The sequence below is a fragment of the Sphingomonas sp. MM-1 genome, assembly GCF_000347675.2.
In the GTDB taxonomy this organism is placed as follows: Bacteria; Pseudomonadota; Alphaproteobacteria; order Sphingomonadales; family Sphingomonadaceae; genus Sphingomonas_E; species Sphingomonas_E fennica.
Genome location: NC_020561.1, coordinates 3,307,933 through 3,327,629, shown reverse-complemented (window position 1 = coordinate 3,327,629; position 19,697 = coordinate 3,307,933). Strand labels below are relative to the sequence as shown.

At 68.4% G+C, this 19,697-nt stretch carries 18 protein-coding genes; 13 read left to right on the top strand and 5 right to left on the bottom strand.

Annotation, left to right across the window (positions count from 1 at the left end; translation table 11 throughout):
• Nucleotides 1-12: 12 nt before the first annotated feature.
• From G432_RS15920 to G432_RS15910, 3 genes are read right to left on the bottom strand one after another with little or no spacing between them, the layout of a single operon-like run.
• The gene (locus tag G432_RS15920; RefSeq protein ID WP_041865484.1) at nucleotides 13-783 is read right to left on the bottom strand and encodes an ABC transporter permease; all 771 of its coding nucleotides are present in this window, start codon (nucleotides 781-783) and stop codon (nucleotides 13-15) included.
• Nucleotides 780-1,586 carry an ABC transporter permease gene (locus G432_RS15915; RefSeq protein WP_015459842.1) on the bottom strand — a complete coding sequence of 269 codons (807 nt, stop codon included), beginning with the start codon at nucleotides 1,584-1,586 and terminating at the stop codon, nucleotides 780-782. The genes G432_RS15920 and G432_RS15915 overlap by 4 nt, the downstream gene beginning before the upstream one ends.
• Complete coding sequence (locus tag G432_RS15910; protein WP_015459841.1) at nucleotides 1,586-2,707, bottom strand: ABC transporter substrate-binding protein; 1,122 nt, start codon at nucleotides 2,705-2,707, stop codon at nucleotides 1,586-1,588. The genes G432_RS15915 and G432_RS15910 overlap by 1 nt, the downstream gene beginning before the upstream one ends.
• Nucleotides 2,708-2,992: 285 nt before the next feature.
• Here G432_RS15910 and G432_RS15905 point away from each other — a divergent pair, with 285 nt between their 5' ends.
• The 12 genes from G432_RS15905 (at nucleotide 2,993) to G432_RS15850 (ending at nucleotide 15,881) form a co-directional block, all read left to right on the top strand.
• The gene (locus G432_RS15905; RefSeq protein ID WP_015459840.1) at nucleotides 2,993-4,072 is read left to right on the top strand and encodes an ABC transporter substrate-binding protein; all 1,080 of its coding nucleotides are present in this window, start codon (nucleotides 2,993-2,995) and stop codon (nucleotides 4,070-4,072) included.
• A gap of 76 nt (nucleotides 4,073-4,148) precedes the next feature.
• Nucleotides 4,149-5,243: a sigma-54 interaction domain-containing protein gene (locus G432_RS15900; protein ID WP_041864958.1), complete on the top strand. Its 1,095-nt coding sequence runs from the start codon at nucleotides 4,149-4,151 to the stop codon at nucleotides 5,241-5,243.
• Nucleotides 5,244-5,403: 160 nt separating this feature from the next.
• Nucleotides 5,404-6,528, top strand: a complete 1,125-nt coding sequence (locus G432_RS15895) for an ABC transporter substrate-binding protein (RefSeq protein WP_015459838.1) — start codon at nucleotides 5,404-5,406, stop codon at nucleotides 6,526-6,528.
• Nucleotides 6,529-6,545: 17 nt separating this feature from the next.
• On the top strand, nucleotides 6,546-7,292 hold the full coding sequence (locus tag G432_RS15890; protein WP_015459837.1) for a class II aldolase/adducin family protein: 747 nt from the start codon (nucleotides 6,546-6,548) through the stop codon (nucleotides 7,290-7,292).
• Nucleotides 7,293-7,356: 64 nt separating this feature from the next.
• On the top strand, nucleotides 7,357-8,721 hold the full coding sequence (locus G432_RS15885; protein WP_015459836.1) for an LLM class flavin-dependent oxidoreductase: 1,365 nt from the start codon (nucleotides 7,357-7,359) through the stop codon (nucleotides 8,719-8,721).
• Nucleotides 8,718-9,776 carry an ABC transporter substrate-binding protein gene (locus G432_RS15880; protein WP_015459835.1) on the top strand — a complete coding sequence of 353 codons (1,059 nt, stop codon included), beginning with the start codon at nucleotides 8,718-8,720 and terminating at the stop codon, nucleotides 9,774-9,776. The genes G432_RS15885 and G432_RS15880 overlap by 4 nt, the downstream gene beginning before the upstream one ends.
• An 11-nt stretch (nucleotides 9,777-9,787) precedes the next feature.
• On the top strand, nucleotides 9,788-11,584 hold the full coding sequence (locus tag G432_RS15875) for an ABC transporter ATP-binding protein (protein WP_015459834.1): 1,797 nt from the start codon (nucleotides 9,788-9,790) through the stop codon (nucleotides 11,582-11,584).
• 21 nt (nucleotides 11,585-11,605) lie between these two features.
• Nucleotides 11,606-13,468, top strand: coding sequence for an ABC transporter ATP-binding protein (locus G432_RS15870; RefSeq protein WP_015459833.1), 1,863 nt, complete (start codon nucleotides 11,606-11,608; stop codon nucleotides 13,466-13,468).
• A 67-nt stretch (nucleotides 13,469-13,535) separates the two neighbouring features.
• On the top strand, nucleotides 13,536-14,102 hold the full coding sequence (locus G432_RS15865; protein WP_015459832.1) for a TetR/AcrR family transcriptional regulator: 567 nt from the start codon (nucleotides 13,536-13,538) through the stop codon (nucleotides 14,100-14,102).
• A 49-nt stretch (nucleotides 14,103-14,151) separates the two neighbouring features.
• A complete protein-coding gene (locus tag G432_RS15860) occupies nucleotides 14,152-15,120 on the top strand; it encodes a quinone oxidoreductase family protein (protein ID WP_015459831.1) in 969 nt (322 codons plus the stop codon).
• A 142-nt stretch (nucleotides 15,121-15,262) separates the two neighbouring features.
• Complete coding sequence (locus tag G432_RS15855; RefSeq protein ID WP_015459830.1) at nucleotides 15,263-15,469, top strand: TOBE domain-containing protein; 207 nt, start codon at nucleotides 15,263-15,265, stop codon at nucleotides 15,467-15,469.
• A gap of 1 nt (nucleotide 15,470) precedes the next feature.
• Nucleotides 15,471-15,881 carry a winged helix-turn-helix domain-containing protein gene (locus G432_RS15850; RefSeq protein ID WP_015459829.1) on the top strand — a complete coding sequence of 137 codons (411 nt, stop codon included), beginning with the start codon at nucleotides 15,471-15,473 and terminating at the stop codon, nucleotides 15,879-15,881.
• Here the strand turns inward: G432_RS15850 and G432_RS15845 are convergent.
• Together G432_RS15845 and G432_RS15840 are read right to left on the bottom strand one after the other, a co-directional pair.
• Entirely contained in the window at nucleotides 15,842-16,855 is a 1,014-nt protein-coding gene (locus G432_RS15845; protein WP_015459828.1) for a cytochrome-c peroxidase, read from the bottom strand. The two genes, G432_RS15850 and G432_RS15845, sit on opposite strands and share 40 nt — an antisense overlap.
• Before the next feature lie 22 nt (nucleotides 16,856-16,877).
• Nucleotides 16,878-17,420 (bottom strand): hypothetical protein, encoded by a 543-nt coding sequence (locus G432_RS15840; RefSeq protein ID WP_041864957.1) that lies wholly within the window; start codon nucleotides 17,418-17,420, stop codon nucleotides 16,878-16,880.
• Between the two features lie 146 nt (nucleotides 17,421-17,566).
• Here G432_RS15840 and G432_RS15835 point away from each other — a divergent pair, with 146 nt between their 5' ends.
• Nucleotides 17,567-19,597 carry a TonB-dependent receptor plug domain-containing protein gene (locus G432_RS15835; RefSeq protein ID WP_236626800.1) on the top strand — a complete coding sequence of 677 codons (2,031 nt, stop codon included), beginning with the start codon at nucleotides 17,567-17,569 and terminating at the stop codon, nucleotides 19,595-19,597.
• Nucleotides 19,598-19,697: the final 100 nt, after the last annotated feature.

The following is a 19,697-nucleotide window of genomic DNA, read 5'->3' as shown; positions in this document are numbered from 1 at the left end:
CGGATTTTCCCATCATGGAAGCGAAGGTTGCCAGCGCAGCGCGGAACGGCGCAGGCGACGGAACAGATGGTTGATGACGAAGCCGAGGGCCGCGGTGGCGCCGATCACCACCAGCATCACGTCCAGCCGCTGCTGCATCTGCGCCTGGCCCATGGCGACGCCGAGGCCGGAGCCGGCGCCGGTGAGCAGTTCGGTGCCGATCGTCGCGATCCAGGCGAAGGCCAGCGCCTGGGTGATGCCGGTCAGCACCAGCGGCATGGCGGCGGGCAGCAGGATGAAGCGGATGCGCTGGACCGTGCCGAAGCGCAGGATGCTGCCCACCTCCAGATAACGGCGTTCGACCTCGGCCACGCCGGCATGGCTGTTCAGCATGGACGGGAAGAAGGCGGACATGCTGACGACGATCAGCTCCGTGCCTTCGCCCACGCCGAACCACAGGCCCATCAGCGGCAGCCAGCCGATCATCGGCACCTGCCGCAGCGCATGGAGCAACGGGCCGAGCACGCGATCGACAGGTTTCCAGATGCCCATGGCGATGCCCAGCGCCACGCCCAGCGGCGCGCCGATGGCGAGGCCGGTGAAGGCGCGGGCCAGGGTGGACAGCGTATCGCGCAGCAGATCGCCGCTGCGCAGCATCTCGACCAGCGCGCTGCCGACCGCGGCGGGCGGCGCGAAGGAGACGATATGCGCGCTCGCCTGCCACTGCCACCAGCCGATCAGCAGGGCGGGCGCAGCGAGGCCGATCAGCAGCCGGACGGGAAAACGGGCCAGCAGGCTGTTCATGCCGCCCTCCACCGGGTCGCGCGGCTTTCCACCCAGCGCGCGCCGCGATCGAGCAGGAAGCCGATCAGCCCGCTCACCATCACGCCCGCCAGCACGACATCGATCTGGAACAATTGCCGCCCCATCTCCATCATCTGGCCGATGCCGCTGTCGGCCGCGAGCAGCTCGGCCGCCACCAGCACCACCCAGGCGCGCGTCAGCGACACGCGCAGGCCGGTCAGCACCGCCGGCACCGTCGCGGGCAGCAGGATGCGCCGGATGAGCTGGGGCAGGCGCAGGCGATAGACCTTCGCCACCTCGAACCAGTTGCGCGGCACGCCGCGAATGCCGTCGAAGGTCGCCAGCGCCATCGGGAAGAAGGCGGCGATCGCCACCACCGCCAGCTTGAACGGTTCGTCTATGCCGAGGAACATCACCATCATCGGCACGAAGGCGATGACGGGCACCTGCCACAGCGTCATGAACAGGGGCGACAGCGCCGCCTCCGCCAGCCGCGACAGCGCGATCACGGCGCCGAAGGCCATGCCGGCCACCGCCCCGATGGCGAAGCCGACGGTCAGGCGGAACAGGCTGTCGCCCACATGGCGCTGCAACTCGCCGGATTGCGTCATGTCGACCAGCGCGCGCGCCACGCCGCTGGGCGGCACCAGCACCTGCGGCGGGAACAGGCCGGTCAGGCAGGCGATCTGCCATGCCATAAGCAACGCAACCAGCGGAACGACCGCGCCGACCGGCGGCAGGCGGAAGCGGAAGCCCGCCCCCGCCCCGCCAGCCACGGGGAAATCGGCGGCCCGGCTCGCCATCAACGCTGCCCCGGCGCGGGCTGCGCCCAGAAGCCTTCCAGCTTCAGATCCTTCAGCGCCTGGGTGACGAAGCGTTCGTCCAGCAGCGCATCGGCATCCACCTTGTTGCGGATCAGCCCGCGCTGCAGCGCATAATCGGCGACCGAGTGGTAATGGGTGCGCAGCGCCGGCGAGAAGATGGGCGAGAAACGTTCACGCCAGGCAATGTCGGAATTGGCGTAATCGCGCTCGACCACCGCTTCCGGCATCGCGCCGCGCGCGGCCTTGCGGATCACCTCCGCCTTGTTGGCCTCGTCCGATGACCAAGCGGCGGCGCGAACATAGGCATTGACGACAAGCTGGGTCAGATCGGGATGGGCATCCACGAAATCCTGCCGCCCGAAAAGCTCGGCCCGCATCCGCCAGTCGGCCGGCGCATCGCGCGTGGACCAGATGACGCGGGCGATGCCCTTCTGATCCAGCAGCAGGCCATCCGAAAGCAGCACGGCGGCATCGACGCTGCCCGATTCCAGCGCCGCCGGGGTCGCGCCGGGATTGATGTTGACGATTTTGAAATCGTCGAGCTTCAGGCCGCTTCGATCGACCAGCTTGGAAAAGGGCAGTTCCCACGGCCGGCCGCGATGGAGCGCGATCCGCTTGCCCTTGAGGTCCGCCAGGCTGTTGGCCGCCAGCCCCTTGCGCACGACCAGATAGACGTCCTGCCCCTGCCCCACCGGCGCCACGATCTTCAAAGGCACGCCGCCCGCCACCGCGATGGCGGCGGGAAAATCGCCATAAGCCGCGAAATCGATGCGCTTGCCGGAAAATCCTTCGTTGATCAGCGGCCCGCCGACGGCCGTGGAAACCGGCTGGAACACCAGCTCCACGCCCTTTTTCGCGAGCTGTTCCTTCAACCAGCCCTGCTCGAGAACGACGCTGGTCAGCCCGCTGAACACCTGCTGGCCCTGATAGGGATAGGCGATCGAGGCGATCGTCACCGTCTTCACATCCGGCGCGCCGCCCTTCCCGCCGCCCGATCCGCCGCAGCCGGCCAGCACCGCGCCCGCGAAGGCGAGGAGGATCGCGGTCAGCCATCTGGTGGCGCGGTCGAAGGGGAGGAACGAGGTCTGATTTGCCACCACGCAAAGGCTCCGTACTACCCGAACCGATTTCGGGGCTCGCCCGGAGACGATGCACAGGATGTGCCAACCACCGGCATGGCGGACTTGCGCGGCCTTGGGCTTGCCCGGCCGGCGCGCGGCTGTTGATATCGGTGCAGCCGGCCCGCATCGGCTGCGCGAAATGAAGCGGCGGCGCGGCCCTTGACCCGTTGGTTCGCGCCCGTGCATCGGGATATCCGCAGGATCGCGCTTCTGGCACGGGCTTTGCGGATGGGTGCCCGTCAAAACCTGTCAGGAGGATGCTTGATGCCGGAAACCACGGGGCGCGGCGGCCAGACTATCGCGCGGCCCATGCCGGACAGCATCTGGATCACGCGCTGCCCCGTTCCCGCGGCATCCGGCGTCGCCTGCGCCAGAGGATGGATGGCGGAAGCCTTCGCCCGCGACGGCATCGCCGTAAAGCGCGTGTTCGAGCAGGGGCTGAACCTCGTCGATCGCGATCCCGACAACCAGGCGCGCCACCTGTTCCGCGAGGGCGGCAATATCCAGGCGCTGGCGGCGCGCGCGCTGGGCGCGCCGACGCGGGTGATCGGGCTCACCTGGATCGACGAGCGGCAGGCCATCATGGTCCGGCGCGATCTCGGCGTGCTGGCGCCCGCCGACCTCAAGGGGCTGCGCTTCGCGCTTCCCGGCTATGCCCGGTCGCGCGGCGAAAGCATCGCGCGCGGCATGGCACTGCACGGCATCAAGAGCGCGCTGGCGCTGGGCGGGCTGAAGCTGGAGGACGTCCGCTTCGTCGAGGTGCCCGCCCCGCCGGTGGAACGCGCCAGCTTCCAGGGCATGCGGCGCCTGTGGCTCGGCCTGGAATGGCTGGCCTCGGGCCGGGTGGACGCGGTCTATGTGAAGGGCGCCGCCGCCGCCGAGGCCGCCCAGCGGCTGGGGCTGGAGGTGGGCATCGACCTGGATGCCTATCCCAGCCGCCTCGCCCGCGTGAACAATGGCACGCCGCGCCCGATCATCGTCCACCAGCATATGATCGATCACCATCCCGAGCTGGTCGAACGCTTCCTGGAACAGAGCCTGCGCGCGGCCGATTGGGCGGCGGGCAATCCGGGCGAGCTGAACGGGATATTGGCGCAAGAGACGCTGGCCGGGATCGACGGCGTCGAGCTTGCCCATCGCAACGGCTTCCATCGCTTCCTCCATCCCGACCTGTCGGACGAGCGCGCGGAAATGCTGAAGATCCAGGCCAATTTCCTGTGGCTGCACGGCTTTCTGGAATCGCCCGTCGATATCGACGCCTGGATCTGCGCCGCCCCGCTGAAGGCCGTCCTGCAACGGCGGGCGGCGCTGGCACCCCGGCCCGATTATGCCGGCGATAGCTGAGCTAGGGCCTGGAAATTAATTTCTACTAAAACGAAAGACAATTGACTGCTATCCCTACCTCAAAGGAGGCGGGAAGATGACCTCAGGGAGTCGCGCAAGCAATCGATCGGTGGGGCTGGTATCCGCCACCAACGGGGATGGCCGCCCGCTGCTGGCCTATGATTGCGATCAGCACCATGCCGTGGGGCCCCGCGCCCGCGCGCTGATCTTCAACGATCCCCGGTCGCGATCGCTGCTGCCGCTGATCGAGCGGGTGGCCCCAAGCGACGCCAATGTCCTCATCATGGGCGAAACCGGCACCGGCAAGGAACTGGTCGCCCGCTATGTCCACAGCCTCAGCCAGCGGGCCGACGCGCCCTTCGTCGCGATCAACTGCGGCGCCTTTTCGGAATCGCTGATCGAAGGCGAGCTGTTCGGTTACGAAAAAGGCGCCTTCACCGGGGCCAATATCGCCCGGCCCGGCTGGTTCGAGGCAGCCAATGGCGGCACCCTGTTCCTGGACGAGCTGGGCGATCTGCCCCTGCCCCTGCAGGTGAAGCTGCTGCGCGTGCTGCAGGAGCGCGAGGTCGTCCGCCTGGGATCGCGCAAGGCGGTGCCGCTCAACGTCCGCGTCATCGCCGCGACCAATGTCGAACTGCAGCAGGCGGTGAACGAGGGCCGCTTCCGCTCCGATCTCTTTTACCGGCTGCAGGTGGTGCCGATACCGCTGCTGCCGCTGCGCGAGCGGCGCGCCGATATCCTGCCGCTGGCCCGCCATTTCCTGGAAGTCTACGGCGCCCGCCTGGGCGCCGGCCACCCGGAATTGAGCGCGGCCGCCGAAGAGGCGGTGTTCCAGCACAACTGGCCGGGCAATATCCGCGAGCTGGAAAACGCCATCCATCGCGGCACCTTGATCTGCGAGAACGGCCGCATCCAGCCCGCCGATCTCGGCCTGGGCGAGATATCGGAAACCGGCGGAAACGGCGGCTCCGCCACGCTGGAGGAAGCGGTGCGGCCCTTCATCGCCCGGCTGCTGAAAGGCGGGCATGACAATCTGCTGGAGCGTGTCGTGGCGCTGACGGTGACGGAGGCTTTCCGCCAGTGCGGCGAAAACCAGATCAAGACGGCCGAGGCGCTGGGCGTCACCCGCAACGTGGTGCGCACCCATCTCAAGAATCTCGACCTGATCTAAGGCACGAACCCCGGCGGGGGTGAAAAACCAACAGCCCGTCTGCGCAATATTCCACATCCGCCTCAAGACGCGCCGGGTAAATCCTTTGGTTTCCGTAGCTTCCTGATTGGCACAGCCCTTGCTCCCTCTCCTTTGAACTTTACCGGAGAGGTGTTCCCCCGTGTCGATCCTGTCCAACCGCAAGCCTGCCGTGTCCACCCGGCCTGACGAAATCTGGTTCACCCGCTGCCCGGTGCCGACGGCGACCGGCATCGCCTACAAGCTCGGCTGGCTGGGCGAGGCGTTCGAGGCGGACGGCATCGCCCTGCGCACCCTGCAGGAATCGGGCACGGAGCTGGGCCGTCACCATTATGACCACCGCCTGCCGACGCTGATCCGCGAGGGCGGCAACATGCTGGCCATCGCGGCGCGCGCGCAGGGCGAACCGACCCGGCTGGTCGGCCTCACCTGGATCGAGGAAAGCCAGCTCATCCTCGCCCGGCCGGATTCGGGCATCCGCTCGGCCGCCGACCTCAAGGGCAAGCGCCTCGCGCTGCCGGGCTGGAGCCACAACGACATCCCCGCCCATGTGCGCGGCACCAGCATCGCGCGCGGCATGTCGCTGGCGGGCTACAAGGGCGCGCTCGCCTCCGCCGGGCTGACCTTCGACGACGTGGACCTGATCGAAACGCCCGATCGGCTGCGCAACATCGGCGGCAGCGGCCGCGATCTGCTGCCGCGCGGGCAGGGACAGCGCAGCGGCGTCGGCCGGCTGTGGCCGATCGAGGCGCTGGCGGAGGGCAAGGTCGATGCCATCTACGTCAAGGGCGCGGCCGCGATCGACCAGGCGCGCGAGGCCGGGCTGGTGGTGGCGATCGACCTCGATGCGCTGCCCGACCGGCGCTTCCGCGTCAACAACGGCACGCCGCGCCCGATCACCGTGCACCAGAGCCTGATCGACGATCATTTCGACCTGCTCGTCCGTTTCCTCGCGGTCACGCTGCGCGCGGCCGACTGGGTGGCTGAGCAGCCGGACCGGCTGCGCGACATCCTGGAATATGAGACCGAAGGCAGCCCCGAGGCTGTCGACCAGGCCTATGCCCGGCTGCACGAAGGGCTGCACCCAACGCTGGATGCGGAAAGGCTGGCGCTGTTCGACAGCCAGAAGAAGTTCTTGTTCACCCACGGCTTCCTCGATGCCGATTTCGATCTTGCCGGGTGGGTCGATCCCCGCCCGCTGGAAGCCGCGCGGGCGTTCAACGAGCAGCGCCCGGCGCTCCATACGTCCGCCCTCCACACGCTTTGAACCGAAGGAAACACGCCATGTCTGATGTATCGGGACTGTCCAGGGAGGCGATCGCCTTCATCACCCAGGCGGCGGATGATGCCCGCCGCGCCTTCCGGCTGCTGCGCGAGACGCGGACCATCTCCGCCAGCGGCACGCTGGGCTTCGCCGTGCGCGTGCCGGACGAGGACAAGATCGTCACCCTGAGCTATGCGGGCCTCTGGGAGGACGATCCCGACAAGCCGCGCGTCAGCGTCATCGATTTCGACGGCAACCGCCTGTGGGGCGAACAGACGGGCGGCGAGGCCCGTTACCTCAAGATCTTCAGGAAATATCCGGACTTCAAGGCGATCAGCCACGTCCACACACCGCATCTGGGCGCCTATTCGCAGGCGCATCAGGAGCTGCCCCTGCTCTACGTGCCCAACCGGCGCTTCCGCTTCACCGCCGCGCTGCCCGTCTACATCAACCGCCGCCAGCTGGAGGCGGACTTCATCCTCGATGCGATCGAGAAGGATCGCGAGGTGCCTGGCATCGTCGAGGCCAATGGCGGCGCGACCATCTGGAGCTGGAAGGGCATCCGCGACCTCACCAACAATATCGTCCTACTGGAAGAAGGCGCCCAGTTCCAGGTGCTGGCCGCCGCGCTCGGCGGGTCCAGGCCGTTCGGCCCCGGCGTGCTGGAACAGCAATGGAAGATGGGCAAGCTGGTGCCGCCCGACGCCCGCGTCGACGACGACGGCACCATCCACCTGCCGCAAGCCGCCGTCCAGGCCGCCGAATGACATGGCGCCGGCGCCCGGAGGCGGGCGCCGGCTCCCCTCCCCCGCGTAACCGGAGCGATCCGTCATGAGTGACAAGAAGCGCCAGCTCGCCCTTGCCGTGTTCCTCACCCGGCACGGCCATCATCCCGGCGCCTGGCGCCAGCCGGGCACCGCGAGCACCGGCAAGCCCGATTTCCGCTACTGGGCCGATCTCGTCCGCACCGCCGAGCGCGGCAAGCTGGACGCCGCCTTCTTCGCCGATTTCGTCGGCCAGAGCGGGGACAGCACCAGGGGCATCGAGCGCCGGCACGCCTTCCTGGATTTCGAGCCGCTGACGGCCACCGCCGCGCTCGCCAGCATCACCAGCCATATCGGGCTGGTGGCGACGGTGAACACCAATTTCGAGCAGCCGTATGCGCTCGCCCGCCGCCTCGCCTCGCTGGATCATATCAGCGGCGGGCGGATCGGCTGGAACATCGTCTCCTCGCTGGCGGACGGCGCGGCGAAGAGCTTCGGCATCGACCAGCCGGCCAGCCATGCCGAACGCTATGCCCGCGCCCATGATTTCGTGGAGCTGGCCAAGGCGCTGTGGAACAGCTGGGAGGACGACGCCTTCGAGGGCGCGGACAAGGAAAGCGGCATCTACCTGAACGCCGATGCCGTTCACCCCGTCCATTATCGCGGGCCTTATTACCACATCGATTCCGTGCTCGACATGCCGCGCCCGATCCAGGGCTATCCGGTGTTCGCGCAGGCCGGCAATTCGGAGGTCGGTCGCGATTTCGCCGCCCGCCATGCCGAGATGATCTATGCCGCCGCCCAGTTCATCGAGGATGCGCAGGCCTTCTACAAGGACGTGAAGGCGCGCGTCGCCGGCTATGGCCGCGATCCCGATACGCTGAAGGTGATGCCCGGCCTGTCCTTCACCATCGGCTCCAGCCTTCAGGAAGCGCAGGACAAGTTCGGCGCGCTGGAGGAGAAGGTCGATTTTTCGGGCGACCTCAACCTGATGGGACAGGATGTCAGCGCCTATCCGCTCGATGGCCCGCTGCCCGACCTACCGGAGCCGGAAAACGGCAAGGGCCGCTGGCGGCAATTGACGGCGCTGGCCCGGCGCGAGAACCTCACCATCCGCCAGCTCTTCCTGCGCTTCAACGCGGTGCGCGGCCATCGTGTCGTGCTGGGCACGCCCGCCGACATCGCCGACCAGATCCAGGACTGGTTCGAACGCGACGCCGCCGACGGCTTCAACCTCATCCCGCCGCTGCTGCCCAGCTCGCTCGAGGATTTCGTCGATCTGGTGGTGCCGGAACTCCAGCGGCGCGGCCTGTTCCGCACCGAATATGAAGCGACGACGCTGCGCGAGCATCTTCGCCTGCCGCGCCCCGCCAATCCCAACGCCTCGGCGGCCCGCGCGCCGGCCCCCATCCTCGAAGGAGAATTTGCATGAGCGAGCCTCTCGATACGCTCTGGTACACGCGCTGCCCCGTGCCCACCGGGCTCGGCATCGCCATCCAGCAAGGCTGGCTGGAGGAAGCCTTTCGCGCGCGGGGCACCAGCCTGTCCTCGCTGCTGGAATCCAGCGATTTCTCCAAGCGGGAGTCGCATTTCTCGCACACCGTGCGGAACAGCGTCCGCCATGGCGGCAACATCCCGGCGATCAGCGCGCGGGCGCGCGGGCGCGACACGCGCGTCATCGGCCTCTCCTGGGCGGACGAGACCCAGCTGATCCTCGCCAGCCCGGAATCGGGCATCACGTCGGTCCGCGATCTCAAGGGCCGGCGCTTCGGCCTGCCCAACTGGAAGAATGTGGAGATCGACTTCACCCGCGCGCAGGCCATTCGCGGCCTGGAAAACGCGCTCCGGCTGGAGGGGCTGGAGGTTGCCGACGTCGAGATCGTCAACCAGAATATCGAGACCCATTATAGCGACGGCCAGGCCCAGTCGGTCGGTGGCACGCTCGCCTGGAACGGCCGCAGCACCAGCCGCGCGCGCGCCAACAATCTGGAGCTGATCGCCCTCTTGCGGGGCGAGGTGGACGCGATCTTCCTGAAGGGCGCCCATGGCGCGCAGGCGGCCCACCAGTTCGGCCTGACGACGGTGATCGACACCGGCGTCCATCCCGATCCGCTGGTCCGCGCCAACAACGGCACGCCGCGCACGCTCGCCGTGGACGGCCATCTGATCGACCATCATTTCGACGCCGCCGTCGCCATCGTCGAACAGGTACTGCGCGCCGAAGCCTGGGCGCAGGCGCACCCGTCGGAAGTGCGGCGCTATCTCACGCGTGAGACCAACAGCAGCGAATATTGGGTCAGCATCGCTTATGGCGAGGATGCGCAGAAGAAGCTGAAGACCGACCTTTCCGAACAGTCGATCGTCGCGATCCAGGACTTCACGAACTTCCTCCACCGCTGGAAGTTCATCCCGGAAAGCTTCGACGTGCGGACATGGATCGACCCGCGCCCGCTGGAAGCGGCGCAACCGCTCGCGCTCGCCAGCTAATCGGGGAGCATATGGGGGAGGAATCGACCGGCGGCTTCATGCGGCGCAGCCCGCTGCTGCGCTGCCTGGCCATCTATGGCGAGATGCCGGGCCGCTTCGCGCTGACGGCGATCCTGCTGGCGGCGGTCAACCTGGCGCTGGTGGCGCAGCAGGTGATGGTCGGCCATGCCGTGCAGGAAGCGCAGCATGGCCGGCTGGTCGTGGCCGGGGCGGACGGCATCCTCGATTATGACCGGGCCTGGTTCTGGGTGGCGCTGCTCCTCGGCCTCTCGCTCGCGCGCGCCGTCGTCCAATATGGCGCGGGGCTGCTTTCGCTGTCCATCGGCCAGCGGCTGCTCACCACCTTGCGCGAGCGTATCCTGGTCCAGATCCAGCGGCTCGACCTCAGCTATCACTGGCGTCACGGCGTGGGCGAGATGGTCACGCGGATGACGCGCGATGCCGACAAGGTGCGCGACGCGCTCATCAATTTCTGGCGCCAGATATTCGAAACCGGGCTGATCGTGCTGATCTCGCTCGGCCTGCTCTGCCTCTATTCGCCCTGGCTGGCGCTGGTGCCGCTGATCCTGCTGGTCGCGGGCATCGCCATGCTCTGGCGGCAGGCGGACGCGCTGGTCGCGCTCGACCGGCGGATCGGCGATGCCTATGACGCGGTGACGCAGGACCTGTCCGAAGGCGTCAACGGCGTCCGCGTCATAAAGGCCTTCTCGCTGGGCGAGGCGCGCGCCGAACGTTTCCGCCGCCATGTCGATCTGTTCCGGGCGGAGGCGCGCGCCGCCATCCGCCATGCCTCCCGCCGGGTGCCCCTGCCCCAGACGGTCATCGCGCTTTCGCACGCCTGGGTGCTGGGCTTCGGCGCCTGGATGGTGGCGCAGGGCGCGCTCGGCCTGGGCGCGCTCGTCGCCGCCATGCTGGTGGTCAACACGCTGGTGCTCAGGATCGAGGGCATCGGCCGGCTGCTGCAGGTGATCGCCGACGCCCGCGCCTCCGCCGCGCGCATATGGGAGGTGCTGGATGCGGAGCCGGTGATCCGGTCGGGCACGCACCCGCTGCCCGCCGGCCCGCTGGGCCTGCGCCTGTCGCATGTCGCCGCCTCGCCCCTGGGCGACGGCGCCGCCGTGCTCCACGATCTCAGCCTTGCCATCCAGCCGGGCGAGGTGGTCGCGCTGGTCGGCGCCACGGGTTCCGGCAAGAGCATCCTCACCGCCCTCCTTCCCCGCCTGGTGGAGGTGGATGCCGGCCGCGTCGAGCTGGGATCGGACGAGGCCGGCTGGCAGGATGTCCGCGACACCGAGCTGCGCGATCTTCGCCGCCGCGTGCATGTGCTGCCGCAGGAAAGCTTCCTCTTTTCCGATACGCTGGCCGCCAATCTCCGGCTTTGCGCGCCCGATGCCACCGACACGCAGCTGCGCGAGGCGCTGGACAGGGCCGCCGCCGGCGAGCTGCTCGACCGCCTCGGCGACGGCCTCGCCACGCGGGTGGGCGATCGCGGCGCCACGCTTTCGGGCGGCCAGCGCCAGCGGGTCTGCCTCGCCCGCGCGCTGCTCGCCGATGCGGACCTGCTGGTCCTCGACGACGCCACCAGCGCGCTGGACGCCGAGACCGAGCGGCGGGCGATCGACAATATCCGGTCCCTGCGCGCCGGCCGGGCACGGCCGATCACCATGCTGATCGTGGCAAGCCGCCTGTCGACCGCGCTGGCGGCCGACCGGGTGATCGTGCTGGCCGGTGGCCGGATCGTCGCCGAAGGCCCGCATCGGGAACTGGAGCGGACCAGCGCGGCCTATCGCGCTTTGATGGGGCTTTGACGGCATGAACGAGTTGGTCCCATGAACGGCTTCAGGGGCGATAGCGCCCTTTCCGATATCGAGCTGGAGGAGAAATTCGCCCGGCGATCGCTGAACCAGAGCATGCTCGGCCGGCTGCTGCCGCTGATCGCGCCGGTATGGCGGCAGATCGCGGCGGTGATCGGCATAGAGATCGTGCAGGTGCTGGCGATCTTCGCCCGGCCGCTGCTGATCGGGCTGGTGATCGATCGCGGCCTGCGGCAGGCGGGCGCGGGGGTGGATGCGCCGCTGATCGCCTGGGCCTGCCTCGGCCTCGCCGCCACCTGGGGCATACGCTTCGCGCTGGGCGGGCTTTCCCAATATTGCGCGGGGGTGGCCGCCATCCGCGTCCTCAACGATCTGCGCACGCGCGTCTTCGCCCATGTCCAGACGCTGAGCGTCGGCTATTTCGATCGCACCAAGGCCGGCCGCATCATCGCCCGCGCCGATCGCGACGTGGATACGCTGGAACCGCTGCTGATCCAGGGCCCGCCCGAATTCCTGTCCGCCATCCTGCGCCTTTGCCTCGCCGGCTTCCTGCTATGGCTGATCGCACCGGCGCTGCTGGCCGGCCTGGTCGCGGTGGTACCGGTGCTGGTGGCCGCCACCTTCCTTTTCAAGCACATATCGCAACGCAGCTGGGCAAAAGTGGCCGAAAACCGCAGCCGCTTCACCGCCCATCTGGTGGAAACCGTGGCCGCCGTCCGGCTGATCAAGCAATCCGGGCGGGATCGCGAGAATCTGGCGAAATATCGCGGGCTGCTGGAGGATTTCAATTCCGCGCTGATCTTCGGATCGATGCGCTCGGGCTGGTTCGCGCCCTTCACCGGGCTGCTCACCACCGCCGGCCTCGCGCTCACCCTCGTGGTCGGCGGCCGGGGCATCGCGCTCGGCACGCTCAGCCTCGGGGAATTGGCGCAGAGCCTGTTCTATGTCTTCCTCTTCCTCGCGCCCCTCCAGGAATTCAGCGACCTGTTCGAACGCTTCGCCAACGGCACGGCCTGCGCCCAGCGCATCTTCCTGCTGCTCGATACCGAGCCGGACATCGTCGACGGCCCCGCCGCCGCCACCCTGCCCGCCGTCGAAGGTGCGATCGAGTTCCGCGACGTCCGCTTCGGCTACCGGCCCGATCAGCCGGTCATCAACGGGCTGGACCTGAGCATCGCCGCCGGGGAGCTGCTGGCGATCGTCGGCCCCACCGGCCATGGCAAAAGCACGCTCGTCCAGCTCCTGACGCGCTTCTACGATGTCGATCAGGGCGCCGTCCTGCTCGACGGGCGGGACATCCGCTCGATATCGGAGCGCAATCTGCGCAGCCATATCGGCGTCGTCCTGCAGGATAATGTGCTGTTCGGCGGCACCGTGCTGGATAATCTGCGGCTCGCCCGGCCCGAGGCCAGCGATGCGGAGCTGATCGCCGCGTCGGAACGGATCGGCGCCCATGAGGTGCTGCAATCGCTGCCCCACGGCTATGCCACGCAGGTCGGCCCGCTCGGCGGCCAGCTGAGCCAGGGGCAGCGGCAGCTCGTCTGCCTGGTCCGCGCCTATCTGGCCGACCCTTCCGTCCTCGTCCTCGACGAGGCGACCTCCGCGATCGACGTCAGCACCGAACGGCGCATCCAGCAAGCGCTCCGGGTGCTGTGCGAAGGGCGGACCGCGCTGGTCATCGCCCATCGCCTCGAAACCATCCGCTCGGCCCATCGCATCGCGGTGATCCGCAACGGCCGCGTCGTCGAACTCGGCTCGCACGAGGCGCTGACCGCGAAGGGCGGCCATTATGCCGCGCTCTACGGCACCTATGAGGATTCGGCGAAATCCAGCCCGCCGAGGAGTCAGCCGGCCCCCGCGCTCAATGCGGCCTCCTGAGGGCAGCGCATGAATCGGCAGCGACGAAGTTCTTGAACGATCGTTCCTGAAGCACTAGATGGCGTGCATGGCACGGCCACGGGAATTCGATGCGGACGCGGCGCTGGACAGCGCGATCGGCGTCTTTCGCGAACATGGGTTCGAGGGCAGCTCGGCCCAGATGCTGGTCGATGCCATGGGAATCGGGCGGCAGAGCCTTTACGATACGTTCGGCGACAAGTGGCAGCTCTACCGATCGGCGGTGCGCCGATATGGGATGGGCGAGTGCGCCGCCCATTTCGACGCGCTCCGCAGCGGCGCGCGGGCCATTGACGGGATCGCCGCGATGCTGCGCCGGGTAGCCGAAACGGCCGGCCAGCCCTGCCTCGGCGTCGCATCGATCTGCGAATTCGGCGCATCCCGCCCCGATCTCGCCGAAATCAACGCCGCCCTGGCGATGCCCCTGCGCGCCGCGATCGCCGCCCGTGTGCGGGACGCGCAGCGGGAAGGCGATGCCGCGCCCGATCTCGACGCGGAAGCGATCGCCGATTTCCTGACCGCGAACATCGCCGGCATCCGGATCGCCGGGCGCGGCGGCGCCGATCGCGCCACGCTCGACGGGCTGGCCGCGACCGCGCTCCGGGCGCTGCGATAGCCTCTTTTTTGCGAATTTATGGAATGATCGTTCAATATAGGAGCAGTCGATGAAAGCCATCGTGATGAACGGGACGGGCGGCCCGGAAATGCTGGAGCATGTCGAACGGCCGGAGCCGGTGGCGGGGCCGGGCGAGGCGCTGGTCGAGATCGCCTTCGCCGGGGTGAACTTCATGGACATCGGCGTGCGCCAGGGTGCGGCCTGGACCGAGATGCCCAATCCCAAGATCCTGGGCGTCGAAGGCGCCGGCCGGGTCCTGGCCACAGGCCCCGGTGTGGAAGGCATCGCGCCCGGCCAGCGCGTCGCCTGGGTCTATGCGCCCGGCAGCTATGCGGAGCGGATCGTGATCCCGGCGACGTCGCTGGTGCCGGTTCCCGACGCGATCGACGATCGCACCGCCGCCGCGGTGATGATGCAGGGCCTCACCGCCAGCCATTTCGCGACGGATTTCTACCCCGTGCAGCCCGGCGACGTCGCCTTCGTCCATGCCGCCGCCGGCGGCGTCGGCCTGTTGCTGACGCAGATCGCCAAGCTCCGCGGCGGCCATGTCATCGGCCGCGTCTCTTCCGCCGACAAGGCGGCGGTCGCCAGGGCGGCCGGCGCCGATCATGTCATCGTCGATACGGAAGGCCGGTTCGCCGAGGAAGCGCTGCGCCTGACGGACGGCGAGGGCGTGCATGTCGTCTATGACGGTTCCGGGCCGAAGACCTTCCAGGGCTCGCTCGACGTGCTGCGCCGGTCGGGCACCTTCTGCTGGTACGGCCCCATCCTCGGCGGCCCCGGCCCGCTCGACATCATGAGCCTGCCGAAGAGCATCAAGATCGGCTACGGGGTCTTCTCCGATCACATCCACACGCCCGAACTGCTGCGCGCGCGGACGATGCGGCTGTTCGACTGGATCGCCGACGGAAAGCTCCGCATCGAGATTGGCGGCGAATATCCCCTGGCGGATGCGGCGCGCGCGCATGCCGACATGGAAAGCCGCCGGACCACGGGCAAGCTGCTGCTCGTCCCCTAAGCGCGGACGGTGCCGGAGACGGGCCGCCCCGCCGGGTTCTGCCGCGCCGGGGGCCGTGCTAGTGGATCACATCCAGCAAGAGCATCCGCTTTTGCGGGAGGTCCGATCCGCTAAGCCGGTGGCCTGAGGTTCGAGGTGGTGCATGAAGATCAGCGCGCGCAATCAGTTCACGGGCACGGTGCTGGCGGTCACGCCGGGCGCGGTCAATGGCGCCGTGAAGGTGGATATAGGCGGCGGCAACGTCGTCACGGCGAGCATCACCGAGGAAGCGATCGCCGAGCTTGGCCTTGCGGCCGGCGATCGGGTGACGGTGTTCGTGAAGGCCAGCGACGTGCTGATCGGCAAGTAGGATGCGGATCGGCTCCCTCAAGCTCAAGGCGCAGATCTATTGCGGGGACCGGATCGCCATCGGCCCCGGCAAGGCCGATCTGCTGGAGGCGATCGACCGCGAAGGATCGATCTCGCGCGCCGGCCAGGCGCTGGGCATGAGCTATCGCCGCACATGGCTGCTCGTCGATGAAATGAACCGTTGCTGGTCGGAAAAGCTGGTCGATACGGTGGCCGGCGGCGCGCGCAATCGCGGGGCGCGGCTCACCGATCGCGGCCGCGAGGTGCTGCGCCTGTTCCGCGCGATCGAGCGGGATCTGGGCGATGCGGCGGACGGCGCGCCGCTGGCGCGGCTCGCGGCCCTGCTGCGCGCCGAACCCGCCGATGCGCAGGATCAGAGCGATATGCCGCAGGCCGCTCGCGGCAGCGCGTAACGCGGATCGGAAACGAAGGCCCGATCGGTCAGCGCGCCGAGGAAGCGGACGATCGCCTGCCTGTCCGCCGCCGCCATCCCGGGCGCGACCGCCGGATGCCGGTCGATCGCCTCGGCGACCGTCCGGGCCGAGCCGTCGTGCAGATAGGGCGCGGTCAGCATCACATTGCGCAGCCCCGGCGTGCGGAAGCGGCCGTCGTCCGCCCGGCGCCCGGTAATCTCGCCAAGCCCGCGGTCGCCGGGTTCGAAGCGCGCCCTGTGGAAGCGCCCGTCCGTCAGGTCCGGGCCTGCATGGCAGGAGGCGCAGGATCGCCCGAACAGCCGCGCGCCCTGCCGCTCCTCCGCGTCGAGCGCGGAAGCATCGCCCGCCAGCCAGCGATCATAACGGGTATCGGCGGATATCAGGCTGCGCTGGAAGGCCGCCAGCGCCCTGCCGATCGTGCCGATATCGATACGCCCGCCGGCTTCGGGAAAGGCATCGCGGAACATGCGGACATAGCAATGGTCGCGCCCCAGCCGGACCGCGATCTCCCCTTCCCTGCCCCGCATCCCCATTTCCACCGGATTCGTGCCGGTAAGGGGTATCAGCATCTGCTTTTCGAGCGTGCGGACGCGCGGATCGCCCCAGGTCAGGCTTTTCGCCCAGGCGACATTGGCGAGGCCCGGCACGTTGCGCCGTCCCGGATCGCCATGGACGCCCGGATGCGTCGCATTGCCGTCCGCGAAGGCATGGCGCTGCACATGGCAGGTGGAACAGGCCATGCTGCCGTCGACCGAAAGATCGGCATCGTAGAAGAGGCGGCGGCCCAGCTCCACTCTGGCCGCCGACATCGCATTGCCGCCGGGCAGCTTCGGCGCGGCGCGCCCCGCGGGCCACGCCCAGCCCCCCGCGGCGGTGGCGGCGGCAGCAGCGGCGCAGGCGGCCCCCAGTAGCAGCGCCGCCAGCATCAGGCCGGGGCCGATCCCTTTCCGCATGCCCGTTCAGGACCGGCTGGGTTCAGGGCAGGCGCGCGACGAGCACTGAGATCGCCGGCGATCCGCTGCCGGCGATCTGGAGCACATAATCGCCGGGCTGGAGCGTGAAATCCACCATCTTGCGGATGCCGGAGCAGGCCGGCCCGCGCCCGTGCGCGACCGACGCGACGACGGCGCCGTCACGCACCACGTCGATCCACGCGGCCGAGCTGATCGCCACGCGATAGCGGCCCTCGCGCTCCACCGCGAAGCTCGCCATGCCGCCATTGCTGACCGATCCGCCCGGATTTTCCGGCCGCAGCGCATAATGCAGCCGCGGCGTGGGCAGCAGCGACAGATCCACCGCGCCGCCGATCGTCAGTCTCGCCCCGGCGAGGCCGGGGACATCGGCGGCGGCGGCCAGCGGCGTCCGCGCCGTCCAGCCCGCAAGCTCGGGCGGAAGCGGCGCGGCATCGGCAGGGCATGCGGCTTCCACCGCCGGGGCCGGCTGCGCGGCGGCCGGCCCGGGGCTGGCCGCCATCGCCAGGATGATCGTTCCAAGCACCAGCCCTTGCCTACCGCCCATGATTCATCCCCGCGATATTTGCGTATATACAGTTCGCTATATCCGAACATATACGGTGTGCGAACCACGGCGGGCAACGCCGGCGATCAGGGATAGGGGGAATCATCTTGCGCGCCTGCCTGCTTGCATCCGCTTGTATCGCCACATTGGCGTCCTCCCCTGCCTTCGCCCAGGCGATCACCGCGCCGGTGGAGGAACGCGACAGCAGCTTCGCCCTCGGCCAGATCGTGGTCACCGGCCAGCGGCCCGAAGGCGTTTCGATCGGCATCGATACGATCGGCAGCCAGGCCATGGCGACCTTCAACCGCAACACGCTCGACGACGCGGCAACCCTGATCCCCGGCGTGGTTGCCGGCAACAGCGGCGGATCGCGCAACGAGCGGCTGCTGTTCGTGCGCGGCTTCGATCGTTTCCAGGTGCCGCTTTCGATCGACGGCATCCGCGTGTACCTGCCGGCGGACAACCGGCTCGATTACGGCCGCTTCGTCACGCCCGACCTGGCCGAAATCCAGGTGGCGAAGGGCTATGCCTCGGTGCTGGACGGGCCGGGCGCGATGGGCGGCGCGGTCAACCTCGTCACCCGCAAGCCGACCCAGCCGCTGGAGGTCGAGGCGCGGGGCACGCTCAACCTCGGCCGCAATGCGGATTATAACGGCTACACCGTCTCCGGCCTGATCGGCACGCGCCATGACAAATGGTATGCCATGGTAAGCTATGCGCGGAACTTCCAGGATCACTGGGACCTATCGGGCGATTTCACCCCCACCGCGAACGAGGATGGCGGCAAGCGCGATCTGTCGCGCAGCCGGGACTGGCGGGTGAACGCCAAGATCGGTCTGACGCCCAACGCCACCGACGAATATTCCATCAGCTACCTGCGGCAGGAAGGATCGAAGAACGCGCCGCTCCACGTCACCGAGCCGATCGCCACCCAGCGCAACTGGTCCTGGCCCTATTGGAATATCGAAAGCGTCTATTTCCTCTCGACCACGGCGCTGGGCGACATGGCGACGCTGAAGACGCGCGCTTATTACAACACGCTCGACAATCTGCTGCGCGCGTTCGACGATCGCACCCAGACGAGCCAGACGCGGCCGCGCGCCTTCAACAGCCCTTATGCCGACAAGGCCTATGGCGGCTCGGCCGAACTGGCGGTGCAGGCATCCGGCAGCGACACGATGAGCCTCGCGCTCTTCTATCGCCGGGACGAGCATAACGAGACGCAGCAGAGCTTCCCCGCCGGCACCTGGGAACCGAACCAGAAGTCGGTCGAGGATATGTGGAGCATCGCCGCCGAGAATAAGCTCGCGCTGTCGTCGCAGCTCCGCTTCACCGTCGGCGCGAGCTATGACTGGCGGGATCTGGACCGCGCGGAAGAATATTCGCAGGCAAGCGGGCTGTTCAGCTATCCGCTGCGCAGCGCCGGTGCCTGGAATGCCCAGGGCCGGATCGACTGGACGCCGGACCCGGCGACCACGCTGCATGCCAGCATCTCGTCCCGCGCGCGCTTCCCCACGCTGTTCGAGCGTTTCAGCAGCCAGTTCGGCACCGCCGTGGCCAATCCCGACCTCAAGGCCGAGCGCGGGACCAATTTCGAGCTGGGCGGCACGCGCGATTTCGGCATCGTCAACGTGACGGCGGCGCTGTTCTACAGCCATCTCGACGATGCGCTCGTCTCCGTCCGCACGCCCGCCAATCTCAATCGGCGCGAGAATTTCGGCTCGGCCGATTATTATGGCGGGGAGATTTCGATCACGGCGCGGATCACGCCCACGCTCGATGCGGGGGTCAATTACAGCTACATCCATCGCGACTTCGATGTCGGCACGCCCGCGTCGGGCGATCTGATCCGCCCGTTCGCGCTGACCGACGTGCCCGACCACAAGGGCTTCGCCTACGTCTCATGGCGGCCGCTCGAGGGGCTGGAGATCGTGCCCAACCTGGAATTCGCCTCCGATCGCACCACCGTCACCCCCGCTTCGGCGAACGGCCTCTCGCCGGTCTATTACGATACGGGCAGCTATGTGACCGCCGGGCTGACGATCGATTATGCGATCCTGCCCCAGGTCACGCTGAGCGTGGGCGGACGCAATCTGTTCGACCGGAACTATGTGCTGACGGACGGCTTCCCCGAGCCCGGCCGCACCCTCTTCGCCAGCATCAGGGCGCGTTACTGACCGTCGCGGGCCGGATTCCCCACCGCCAGCACGAGGACATCCCGCGCGCTGCGTTGCCCATTATCCTAGCGGCCTGAGCTTGCCCGTGGCCCGTCCGCTC

Coding starts and splice junctions, on each gene's coding strand:
- G432_RS15920 (WP_041865484.1), bottom strand. CDS start 783: ATGAACAGCCTGCTGGCCCGTTTTCCCGTCCGGCTGCTGATCGGCCTC.
- G432_RS15870 (WP_015459833.1), top strand. CDS start 11,606: ATGAACGGCTTCAGGGGCGATAGCGCCCTTTCCGATATCGAGCTGGAG.
- G432_RS15915 (WP_015459842.1), bottom strand. CDS start 1,586: ATGGCGAGCCGGGCCGCCGATTTCCCCGTGGCTGGCGGGGCGGGGGCG.
- G432_RS15855 (WP_015459830.1), top strand. CDS start 15,263: ATGAAGATCAGCGCGCGCAATCAGTTCACGGGCACGGTGCTGGCGGTC.
- G432_RS15890 (WP_015459837.1), top strand. CDS start 6,546: ATGTCTGATGTATCGGGACTGTCCAGGGAGGCGATCGCCTTCATCACC.
- G432_RS15880 (WP_015459835.1), top strand. CDS start 8,718: ATGAGCGAGCCTCTCGATACGCTCTGGTACACGCGCTGCCCCGTGCCC.
- G432_RS15840 (WP_041864957.1), bottom strand. CDS start 17,420: ATGGGCGGTAGGCAAGGGCTGGTGCTTGGAACGATCATCCTGGCGATG.
- G432_RS15850 (WP_015459829.1), top strand. CDS start 15,471: ATGCGGATCGGCTCCCTCAAGCTCAAGGCGCAGATCTATTGCGGGGAC.
- G432_RS15885 (WP_015459836.1), top strand. CDS start 7,357: ATGAGTGACAAGAAGCGCCAGCTCGCCCTTGCCGTGTTCCTCACCCGG.
- G432_RS15900 (WP_041864958.1), top strand. CDS start 4,149: ATGACCTCAGGGAGTCGCGCAAGCAATCGATCGGTGGGGCTGGTATCC.
- G432_RS15875 (WP_015459834.1), top strand. CDS start 9,788: ATGGGGGAGGAATCGACCGGCGGCTTCATGCGGCGCAGCCCGCTGCTG.
- G432_RS15905 (WP_015459840.1), top strand. CDS start 2,993: ATGCCGGAAACCACGGGGCGCGGCGGCCAGACTATCGCGCGGCCCATG.
- G432_RS15845 (WP_015459828.1), bottom strand. CDS start 16,855: ATGCGGAAAGGGATCGGCCCCGGCCTGATGCTGGCGGCGCTGCTACTG.
- G432_RS15860 (WP_015459831.1), top strand. CDS start 14,152: ATGAAAGCCATCGTGATGAACGGGACGGGCGGCCCGGAAATGCTGGAG.
- G432_RS15865 (WP_015459832.1), top strand. CDS start 13,536: ATGGCACGGCCACGGGAATTCGATGCGGACGCGGCGCTGGACAGCGCG.